11 protein-coding genes are annotated in these 9,599 nt (G+C 57.9%); 5 read left to right on the forward strand and 6 right to left on the reverse strand.

The window, feature by feature from the left end:
- Positions 1 to 239 precede the first annotated feature (239 nt).
- Complete coding sequence (locus Q363_RS28180; RefSeq protein WP_084080859.1) at positions 240 to 1,082, reverse strand: reverse transcriptase domain-containing protein; 843 nt, start codon at positions 1,080 to 1,082, stop codon at positions 240 to 242.
- 545 nt (positions 1,083 to 1,627) lie between these two features.
- Between Q363_RS28180 and Q363_RS28185 the strand changes: the two genes are divergently transcribed.
- The 5 genes from Q363_RS28185 to Q363_RS28205 all read left to right on the forward strand — a co-directional run bounded on the left by Q363_RS28185 (position 1,628) and on the right by Q363_RS28205 (position 6,203).
- Positions 1,628 to 2,335 (forward strand): tetratricopeptide repeat protein, encoded by a 708-nt coding sequence (locus tag Q363_RS28185; protein WP_035357302.1) that lies wholly within the window; start codon positions 1,628 to 1,630, stop codon positions 2,333 to 2,335.
- 159 nt (positions 2,336 to 2,494) lie between these two features.
- Complete coding sequence (locus Q363_RS28190; protein WP_035357303.1) at positions 2,495 to 3,208, forward strand: class I SAM-dependent methyltransferase; 714 nt, start codon at positions 2,495 to 2,497, stop codon at positions 3,206 to 3,208.
- 63 nt (positions 3,209 to 3,271) lie between these two features.
- A complete protein-coding gene (locus Q363_RS28195) occupies positions 3,272 to 4,285 on the forward strand; it encodes a glycosyltransferase (protein WP_051979452.1) in 1,014 nt (337 codons plus the stop codon).
- Complete coding sequence (locus Q363_RS28200) at positions 4,285 to 5,850, forward strand: hypothetical protein (RefSeq protein WP_035357305.1); 1,566 nt, start codon at positions 4,285 to 4,287, stop codon at positions 5,848 to 5,850. The genes Q363_RS28195 and Q363_RS28200 overlap by 1 nt, the downstream gene beginning before the upstream one ends.
- A 53-nt stretch (positions 5,851 to 5,903) precedes the next feature.
- On the forward strand, positions 5,904 to 6,203 hold the full coding sequence (locus tag Q363_RS28205; RefSeq protein WP_035357307.1) for a hypothetical protein: 300 nt from the start codon (positions 5,904 to 5,906) through the stop codon (positions 6,201 to 6,203).
- Between the two features lie 49 nt (positions 6,204 to 6,252).
- Here Q363_RS28205 and Q363_RS28210 read toward each other — a convergent pair whose 3' ends face one another.
- From Q363_RS28210 to Q363_RS43295, 5 genes are all read right to left on the reverse strand, one after another.
- Positions 6,253 to 6,609 (reverse strand): hypothetical protein, encoded by a 357-nt coding sequence (locus tag Q363_RS28210; protein ID WP_157467737.1) that lies wholly within the window; start codon positions 6,607 to 6,609, stop codon positions 6,253 to 6,255.
- A gap of 699 nt (positions 6,610 to 7,308) precedes the next feature.
- Positions 7,309 to 8,328, reverse strand: a complete 1,020-nt coding sequence (locus Q363_RS28215) for a nucleotidyltransferase domain-containing protein (RefSeq protein WP_051979453.1) — start codon at positions 8,326 to 8,328, stop codon at positions 7,309 to 7,311.
- A gap of 22 nt (positions 8,329 to 8,350) precedes the next feature.
- A complete protein-coding gene (locus Q363_RS43285; protein ID WP_211256400.1) occupies positions 8,351 to 8,797 on the reverse strand; it encodes a Rossmann-fold NAD(P)-binding domain-containing protein in 447 nt (148 codons plus the stop codon).
- 22 nt (positions 8,798 to 8,819) lie between these two features.
- Entirely contained in the window at positions 8,820 to 9,191 is a 372-nt protein-coding gene (locus Q363_RS43290) for an SDR family oxidoreductase (protein ID WP_211256401.1), read from the reverse strand.
- A gap of 121 nt (positions 9,192 to 9,312) precedes the next feature.
- Positions 9,313 to 9,599: hypothetical protein (locus Q363_RS43295; RefSeq protein ID WP_211256402.1), on the reverse strand; the 287-nt coding region annotated here is incomplete at its 5' end.

Consider the following 9,599-nt stretch of genomic DNA (forward strand, 5'->3'; position numbering starts at 1 on the left):
CGACCGGCCGGTTCAGCTGTGTCGCTTCCTCCAGGTACCGGTAGGCTTGACGCTCTGACAGGTCGAACTCTCGCGATAAGCGCTGCATTGCCTCGGGCAACGGAACATGGGCCAGCAGCATGGCGTAAGCGGCGTTCAGCTGCCGAGCCTTGTCCACTTTGGTCGATCGGGCCATTTGTCATAAACGTATTACCTATTACGACGCAGGTCAATTACTGGATGAATACCCCGCCAGCCCGTCACGACCCTCTCGAATTCGAAATTACCTTTTGTGTAAGGGGAGTGGCCACGGCTCCTTGCGGAGTGCCCACCTCGGTTGGTACAAGGTTTCCATCATCCATGACGCCCGCCTTTAGCCACTTGCGGATCAGGCGAAGAATGCGGCTGTCGCCAACTCGGTGTTCCACAAAACGAATCAGCCATTCATGGCTGACCGAATCGAAGAATCCGGAAATGTCGGCGTCCAAAATCCAGTTCACCTTCGTCGAGGTTATCCCGACCGCCAACGCGTCCAACGCATCGTGCTGTCCGCGTCCGGGCCGGAACCCATACGAAAATCCCAGGAAGTCTTCCTCGTAGATTGCGTTGAGCACTTGCACCACCGCACGTTGAACGATCTTGTCCTCCAGCGCGGCGATGCCCAGTGGGCGCTGCCGCCCATCGGGTTTCGGAATATATCGCCGCCGGGAAGGAAGCGCCCGGTACGTGCCTCGATGCACTTGCTCGTGCAATCTCATCAGGTTGATTTCAAGGTCCTGCTTGTAACTCTGCCATGTTGCGCCGTCCACTCCCGGAGCCGCTTCCCGCTTGAGACTGGAAAAGGCGTCCATGAGTCGATCGATCGTCACATAGTGGAGCAAAGCGGTGAACCGTTCCTTCTTCTTTTGCTGCGCTGCTTCTCGTACACGGTCAAGCCCCTGGGACACGCTTTCCCGGCTCTGTGTCCGGCGCATGTGTTGCCCTTCCATGTTTCCCTCGGCCCTTTCCCTTCGCTCCACTGACTCCGCCTCCGGTTGCCCGATCTTGTTCGTCAGCTTCATCGCTACTGTGGAAAGGTCTGACTTCTCCGGCCCGTGCGTCATCGGCTTCGACTCCTCGTCTTCCCGATGCGGACCACTCCGAGAAAACCGGAGCGGTCGGGCTGGAGATCTCCCGGTTCCCGAACAAAGAGCGTCTCTGCATGCCAGGGTCTAAGACCACGCAGGGCCGTACAGGCACTCGCAAGATCGCGCCCGTCCGTGTTGCCTTCCACCACGCTAACGCTGCACAGGACTTGCACCTGCTACTCCTTGCCGGTCTCCCGGCGCACTAGCGTGCTCTATTGTCCGTTTTCTGACGGGACCCCTTCTCGTCACTTAACTCCCGGATCGTCGGCAAACAGGGAGTAACCGCAGCTGACCCCATACAGCCCAAGCGGTAGTTGGAGCACGACAAACCCGCAGGATCATCGAGGAGGTTCGCCATGTTCCGTTCTATGACGATGTTGCATTCTGGTCATCGAAGGAACCCGTGTGTCCGTTTCCGGACGCAAGCCCTCACTCTCTGCATCGTTCTGTCCGTTTGCGAACACGCTCGCCCGCAGCAGTTCTCAACTACGACACAGAAGGACATCGCGCAAGAACGCCACATGATCGACCTGGCAGAACGCGAGCACTTCCCCGACGCAAAGATCGGCTATCTCTGGGGCCGGCTCGCCTCAGACTATGCGGCGCAAGCCGACTTCGCGCGCGCGGAAGACGCTTATTTCCGCTCGCTTCGTCTGCTCAGGAACGCACCCGAAGCGCAGAAAAACTATGCGACCTTGCTCGACAACCTAAGCGTTCTTTACCTCGCGTACAATCGCAGGGCCGAAGCCGAGCAATATCTGACGAGAGGTTTTGCCGCACGCAGAAAGCAAGACGATATCGCTGCGCTCGGAGTCAGTCAGGTTCATCTGGCCGAACTCGCTCTCGACGGCCACAAGTTCAAACGTGCTGAGAACATCGCAGCCGAGGCAAAGGCAAACCTGACCGCAGCGGGCGACTCAGGCAGAGTCGGTCTCATCGGCGCGCGTGTCACGCTAGCGTACGCGCGTTGCGAGCAACACAAATGCGCTGAAGGGCTGCGCGATGCGGAACATGCCATGGACCTCGCACGCCTCGTCTATCCAGCGGATTCTTTGCCCGCCGGTCACGTGCTGATGGCGGTCGGGTTCGCCAGGTGGAAGACAGGCGATAGCGAGGAGGCCGAGCGGCAGAGCCAGAAGCCAGTCCGCTTCCCCCGCAGCTTCCCAGTTGCGCCACTTTTGCATCTAAATCCCGGAAAACTTTCACCTGAACTTCGTCCGGGATTTTAGTGCAACATTCCGGGATTTCAGTGCAATGAATCTGCAGTTAAATCCCGGAAACAGATTGATAACAAACAAGCGTTATTCCGGGATTTGAGTACAGCGTGACAGGTACGCTAGCCTTAAAACTAGAAAGTCACGTCATACCAGCAGGGGACAGCCAAACACATGAGTGATTTTCGATATGTCGGATCGGAACTGGATCTGTTCGCCGAAGCCACAAACTGGAAGACATACTGGTCTCGTCAACTCAATTCCTTTCTCTCCGGCGACGTTCTGGAAGTGGGCGCGGGAATAGGTTCCAACACAAGCTTTTTGTGCAACGGAGTCACGGGCCGGTGGGTGGGCCTGGAACCCGATCCCGACCTCGCTGTGCAATTAGGCGAAAGCTTCAAGAACCTCGGCCGCGAAGATCGATTTCAGAACGTCTGCGGCACCGTGCTGACGCTCGGCGAAGACGAGCGCTTCGACACGATCGTCTACATCGATGTCCTCGAGCACATCGAAGATGACGCAGCCGAGCTGAAAGCCGCCGCGGCACGTCTCAGGCCCCGCGGCCGCATCATCGTTCTCTCCCCGGCCCATCAATGGCTCTTCACTCCATTTGATTCGTCCATCGGGCACTTTCGTCGCTACAACCGGTCTACGCTTAAGAAGGTCTCGCCCCCCGACCTCGTTCTCGAACGGATGTTTTATCTGGATGCCTGCGGAACCATGGCCTCTGCCGCCAACCGGCTGTTTCTCAAGCAATCCATGCCCACCCGCAGCCAGATCGGCGTCTGGGATAAATGGATCGTCCCCGTTTCCAAGGTCGTAGACCCTGTTCTTGGATATTCTGTCGGCAAGTCGATTATTGGAATATGGCGCAAACCTGAGGCGTGAGCGCCAGACACATCTGATTCAACCAACCCGAAGTCGGGCAAACCAGCCCGGTGAAAGGCTGCCATGCAAAGACTACGGCTTGTTGTACCGGTCTTCAACGATTGGGCCTCATTCAACATCCTCATTCGCGAGCTCGATCGCGTTGCCGCCGACCTTCCCGTGCGCATGGCCGTCAGCGTAGTCAACGATGGTTCCACGCACAGTCCCGAGGCCGATCTCGACGATCTGTCGACTCTCAAAAATCTCGAGGCTGTCGAGATTATTCACCTCTACTCAAACGTGGGCCATCAGCGGGCGATCGCAATTGGACTCTGCGTCGCCGCGGAAGACGATAACTTTGACGCAGCTCTGGTCATGGACGCCGATGGCGAGGACTCGCCCGACGTTATCGGACAACTCCTTGAGACCGTCGGCAACGGCAAGGACTTCTGCGTCGTCGCCCGCCGTCGCCGCAGGTCGGAGAATCTCACCTTCAAGCTCTCCTACCTCATCTACAAATTCGCCTTCCGAATGTTGACCGGAAAGCAGATCGCTTTCGGAAACTTCTCGCTCTTCTCCCGCAGCTGCGTCAAACGGCTCGTTCGCGTCTCCGATCTGTGGAACAACCTTCCCGCCGCCGTTCTGCGCTCACGGCTTCCCATCCGCGCCCTTCCGGTAGATCGCGCTCACCGCTACGCCGGCAAATCAAAGATGAACATGACCTCGTTGGTCGTTCATGGGTTCAGCGGCATCTCGGTCTACGCCGAGACGATCTTCGTTCGTCTGCTCTTCGTCACCCTGGCGCTTGTAAGCCTCAGCACTGTGTCCATCGCTGTCGTTCTCACGCTCAGGTTGTTCTTCCCGCTGCACGCCACCCCCGGCTGGGCGACGACTGTGTCCTTCGGCATGATCATCATCCTCGTCCAGGTGCTGAGCATTACCCTCTCGTCCATCCTCATGTTGCTGAACAGTCGCGTCCAAAGGCTCATCGTCCCGCTCGCCGACTACAAATGCTTCATCGACTACCGGCAGCAGCTTTTGAACGACGTGCAGGACAGCGAGACATCACGGCCCGCCCTCAACGAGAGGCTGGCCTGATGCAGCAACGCCTGTCCCGGTCACAATCTCCGCTGCTGTTGGTCTCTCTCTCCTGCGCATTTCTTCTCGTCCTTCATCAGAGTGTCTTGCTCTGTACGGCGTACTCCGGCCACGATCAGGCATGGTATCTCTTCGCAGCCCAGCGCTTTCTCGGCGGCTCCGCGCTATACGGCCCGTACCTGGCCGATACCAACCCTCCGCTTATCGTCTGGTTTTCTACCGTTCCCGTCGTCCTCTCCCGCATATCTCATCTCTCGCCCATCCTCTGCCTCGGTCTGACGGTTCTCGTTCTTCTGCTCGCGAGCGCTGCCTGGTGCCTGAGAATCCTCGGCTGTGCGCCGGCGACCGCACCTCCGTCCATCCGCGCCTTGATCGGTCTGGTCATACTCATTGCGGATTTTCGCATCGACCTTCGCGACTTCGGTCAGAGAGAACATCTCTTTGTCATCTTTGCCCTTCCATATCTCTTCGCGGTCGCTACCAATGCTGTGGAGCGGCTCTCCCTTGTCGAGCGCTGTACCATCGGTCTCGCAGCAGGGATAGCTGTCTGCTTCAAGCCCCAGCACGCCCTGGCCTTCATCGCCGCCGAGCTGGTTCTGCTCATTGCCCGGCGCAACCTTCACCGGCTTGCAAGTCCGGAGTTGCTCACGCTCATCGGCACCTGTGGCATCTATCTCCTGGCCGTCCATATTCTGACGCCGGGGTACACGGCCCAGATCGTTCCTCTCCTTCTCGACGCCTATTGGGCCTACGGACCCTTCGCTGCTCTCGACCTTGTTCTCGCGTTGAAGCTGTACCTGCTGATCACATTCGCGACTATCGTTCTAACTCTTGCTCTCTTCCGGTTTCAGCGAGTCGCACTCCCTGTCTTCGTCTTCGTGGCATGCAGCCTCGCTTCCATGGTGGCCTATGTCGTTCAACACACCGGTTGGGCCTACCATCGCTACCCGCAACGAGCATTCCTCATCCTGGCCATATGCATCTTGCTGGTGAACTTCGCCCAACCTCTTATCCAACGCCTTGATCTTTTCAAGGTAAGACCCAACGTAGTCTTCGCCTGCCTCGCCGCTACGTTCCTGGTCCCTTTCTGGCTCGCGTTACCCCATCCACAGCGCTCCGAGGCTGACCTCATCCTCAGGAACTTCAAGCCGCCGCAGACCGTTTACATCTTCTCAACCAACGTCTACTGGATGAGCGATGTCCTTGACCGTCACTTTGAATGGGGCTCGCGCGGTCCCTGCCTCTGGCTACTTCCTTCCATCATTCAGAACGAACAAGGTCCGGCAGCTCAGGAGAGGAACTTCAAACGTCTCTCTCCGGAAAGACTCGCGCCGCTGTCATCCCTCCAGCGCACCCAGACAACCGAAGACCTGAATCGCTTCCAACCCTCACTCATCCTGGTCGAGCGCTGCAATCAGGACCACCCGTGTCAGGCTCTCGAAGGCAGAACCTTCGACATGCTTCCATGGTTCCTTGAGAGCCAGGACTTCGCCGCCGTCTGGTCGCACTATCGCCGGCAGCCATCCTCCTCGAGCTCCTTTGACCTCTACACTCGCGTCCAATAACACCCTGATCCAATGACCCCACTTCGTCTGTTGGCCCTCTTCCTCCTTAGCTTATGCGCGGAGCTGTCGCCCGCGCAGGAACCTCACCCTACTCCTTCCGTCAGTCCTTCTGCGCGTTCTCCGAGTACTCCAACACCTCCAGCCGTATCGTCCTCGGCGCAGCCCGCGACCGGCGCCTCGTCGCCATCGGACTCACTTACTCGCGCCGCCTCCTTCACACTCGATACGCCGACTGGAACTATGCTCCCGAGCTTCTCCCCTTCGTTCTCATCGAAGATCCCGTTGCGAACCTCACCGTAACTGTCTTTTTTCCTTTACTAGTAGAAAGTCGCCGTTTTTGCTGCCGCTCGTAACCTTAACTAGTAGAAATCCTGATCTGTAACTAGTAGAAAAGGGCTCATACTATGAGAATTCCACAGCATCGATCAGGTCGGGGCTCCACCGGCCGGCACGGTCCTTGAAGGCTTGGCGGTCCTCGGAGCAGTGGAGCGACTTCATAGCCTTCCAAAATGTCCTTCCCCTGCCGCAATGCGATATTAGGGTGCCGCTGGCCTGGGTGGGCAAGATCAGGCTCGCGAGCACGGCGAGGATGGAACGGCGAACAGCCAGAGGTCCGCCGGACAGCCAGTTGTCGGCATTCACGGGTGTGTTGAAGCCCATCGGGACGCGAAATTCCGTTGTCTGCAGTGTGTGAAGGACACGATGTTGGGTGCCGGCCACAGGCTGCATCAGGGCCCAAGTTGCATTCTTGACGAACAAAAGCAGGCTCTGGCTGGCAAGTAGCCGATCTCCCAAGTTGACGATTCGATTGCCTGCCAGAGTGGCGCGCAGTAGACACTCAAGCCGAGCAACGGCGAAGAGAGATTGTGACTCGGTCGACGAACCGTGACAGCGATCAAAAGAGCTCCGGCACGCCGTGCAGTGCATACGGCCATTCTGCGACCAGTCGTTCCCATGGGCGAGGGAGTTGGGTGAGTAAGCGGAACAGCATGTAGCCAGTGGTATGAAGTGAATAGGGCAGATGGTAGTAATTGAGGAGAGCCAGCTGAGTCGCAGGTATTGACTTCGATCGTTTTCGAGATCTTCCGTAAGGCAAAATAGGCAAACTGAGGGCCGTAAGCCGGCGGTCACCACCACGGTACGATATTCGTTGACGTGCCACAGCGGAGCAGGACGGCTGATCCATCGGGGTAGCCAGTGCGGATAAGCGGTGGCGAGAGTGCACGCCTGGAGTTGCTCCATCGGCCCGCCAGGGGAGTAAGGTGCGGTTAGCCGACAATTAGGACACCAGTCGCTCGAATCTGTAAGGAGGAACTATAAACTACTGAGGGGTTGTGACGATGGGCCACTGCCGCTAACGACTTGGCGAATGCTGCGAGTCCCTACCGGGCGTGATCAACACGAATTCCGAGATGCCAGTCCCTTAGCGCAGTCCCACGAGACCTCGCACCGATTCAATTAGCTTTGCCGAATCGTAGCCAACAACTCATAACGCGACCGATACAACTCCTGAGCCAGCGCAACACTCTCACGCAAAAGTTCCTCAACGCTCTTCACCGCAACCACAAGGGACGCTTCCGATTCACCCAGACCGGCAAGCGTCTTCTGCACGCGTGAGCCGAACTCCTCCGGTACCAATTCGAACTCCGCGATCTCAGCGAGCGCAGTTTTGTCGTTCAGCAGGTATTTGCGATTCAACGCAAACAGCGCAAGTACGATCTGATTCACAGCGCGCGTCAGGCAAGCAGCTGTCCCGTACACATCTCCGCGAGCCGCAAACTTCGGCGCAAATGCCACCAGGTCAAACTCCGCAGCCCACAAATGGTCCTGCACGACCGCGCGTCGCAGCGCCTCGGGATACTTGACCACCAGCCGCTTCAGTCTCTCGACATATCCGTCCGGGTCAAACAGGGGAATGCAAACCGCGATCTCTCCCAAGTACGTCGCACTGAAAAAACCAAATGGGGGCTGCTGCGCATAATCCAGCTGATAACTCCCCGCCTCTGCCTCGCGGATCACACGCTCCACGTGCTCCAGACCGCGATAAAGAAGATCCACCCGCTGCCCGCCGATCGTCAGCCACGCCCCACCATTCACCCACTGTCCCCACTCATAAAATCCACAGACAACAGGCGCCGCCGTGTCGTTGAGTTCACCAGCCAGCTCACGAATGCATTGAATCGAGAATGGATCCGATTCCGAGTAAAAAACGCCCAGATCGATATCAGATCCCGGGTGCGCAACCCCGCGTGCATGTGAGCCACCCAGCACGACAGCCTTGACTCCGCAAATCGCCCCCAACCGCGCCGCAAGCATCAACACCAATTCGCGCTGTTTCTGGAATAGCTGTTTCACCTTGATGCGATTCACTATACGCCGAACAGCAGGTCCCTGCGGCATAATGACGCCCCGCCGCTTTCCGGAGTCGGCTTGAGAGTCGATGGCAACTACCTTCCGGTTGACGGACGATGCTGACACAATTCGCCAAAGAGCGCCATCTCTATGCAATAAACTCTCCCACGTGATCGCTAGCCCACTCGCGGAACGTCCGTGCTGGACCTCCCGTGATTTCTGCGACCGTAGACGTAACATCTGCAGGTTGGCCGATTGCGGCAGCCCACGCGTCGAACAGCATTGTCACGACGGAGGCAGGCATGAGAGTGGCCAAATCGCGCCGCGCCTCATCCGGCGACATCTCTTCAATGCACAACGGGCGGCCAATCACATGACCTATTGTGGAGATCTGCTCCAATTGGCTCAGGGATTCCGGTCCGGTTAGAACATACTCCGCTCCCGCGCGGAACTCATCACACAGCACGCGGGCCGCAACTGCTGCGATGTCGCGCTCGTGAATCGGCGCTGTAGGGGCGGAGAGATAGGGCCAGCGGACGACGGCATCCGAACGAATCTGCGGTGCCCACCATCGCAGGGCATTCGTGGCGAACATTCCAGGCCGTAAGAATGCCCACTCAAGCCCTGCGCTCGATCAACTCGGCCAGCGTCCTGGATGGGTTGGGCTGCTGGAAGAAAGGATGTGACGTCTTGAGCGGAGCTGAGAGATATACGATGCGCTGTGCGTGCTTCGCGATCCGCTCCAAAGCGGGAATAACAGCGGATGGCGGCGCCGTCCACACGAGGAAGATCGTGTCGACACCAATCAAGCATTTATCAAGAGTCTCGGGAATAGTGAGGTCTCCCTGCATCAACTCAACTTGTGGCGGCAAACGAGCGGCGTCCGGATTGCGAACCAGCGCGCGGATTCGCACGTCCGAGCTCATCAATTGAGAGACAACCTGCCGGCCAACAGTTCCCGTGGCACCAATGATGAGGATACGGCTCATACAGGAATATCGTATGTCTTCGTGTCAGCTCGGAGAAGTGGCAAGGCTGGCCAGGTCCTGACAGGCAATCCTGAAGTGATCTGGGTTCGAGATCCGGTTCGCGCTTCCGATCCAACGGCCGTCACACGCATTCCGTAAGGATTGCGATCCGTCCGCCCATCTCTGGTCCTTGAGCCTTAAATTCTTCTGCAGAACATCCTTGGTGAGCTGACAGGAACTGTAATCCTGAAGACTGCAGCAGATGGATAAGTTCGGTCACGGTGTACAACCGTAGAGACGCAGACTTGTGCCCCTGCCCATCCGGGCCAGACCAATACCACGTGGTATTCACGCGGCCAGAGATGGGATCGAAAGTGGGCTCCTCCACTACCAGCGTTCCGTCTGCGAGCCGATGAGCTGGTTTTGCAC

Origin of the sequence: Edaphobacter aggregans DSM 19364, from assembly GCF_000745965.1 — a bacterium.
In the GTDB taxonomy this organism is placed as follows: domain Bacteria; phylum Acidobacteriota; class Terriglobia; order Terriglobales; family Acidobacteriaceae; genus Edaphobacter; species Edaphobacter aggregans.

Bases quoted from the DNA above. Each gene is read 5' to 3' on its own strand.
- Q363_RS28180 (WP_084080859.1), bottom strand. From the start codon at position 1,082: ATGACGCACGGGCCGGAGAAGTCAGACCTTTCCACAGTAGCGATGAAG.
- Q363_RS28185 (WP_035357302.1), top strand. From the start codon at position 1,628: ATGATCGACCTGGCAGAACGCGAGCACTTCCCCGACGCAAAGATCGGC.
- Q363_RS28190 (WP_035357303.1), top strand. From the start codon at position 2,495: ATGAGTGATTTTCGATATGTCGGATCGGAACTGGATCTGTTCGCCGAA.
- Q363_RS28195 (WP_051979452.1), top strand. From the start codon at position 3,272: ATGCAAAGACTACGGCTTGTTGTACCGGTCTTCAACGATTGGGCCTCA.
- Q363_RS28200 (WP_035357305.1), top strand. From the start codon at position 4,285: ATGCAGCAACGCCTGTCCCGGTCACAATCTCCGCTGCTGTTGGTCTCT.
- Q363_RS28205 (WP_035357307.1), top strand. From the start codon at position 5,904: ATGCGCGGAGCTGTCGCCCGCGCAGGAACCTCACCCTACTCCTTCCGT.
- Q363_RS43285 (WP_211256400.1), bottom strand. From the start codon at position 8,797: ATGTTCGCCACGAATGCCCTGCGATGGTGGGCACCGCAGATTCGTTCG.
- Q363_RS43290 (WP_211256401.1), bottom strand. From the start codon at position 9,191: ATGAGCCGTATCCTCATCATTGGTGCCACGGGAACTGTTGGCCGGCAG.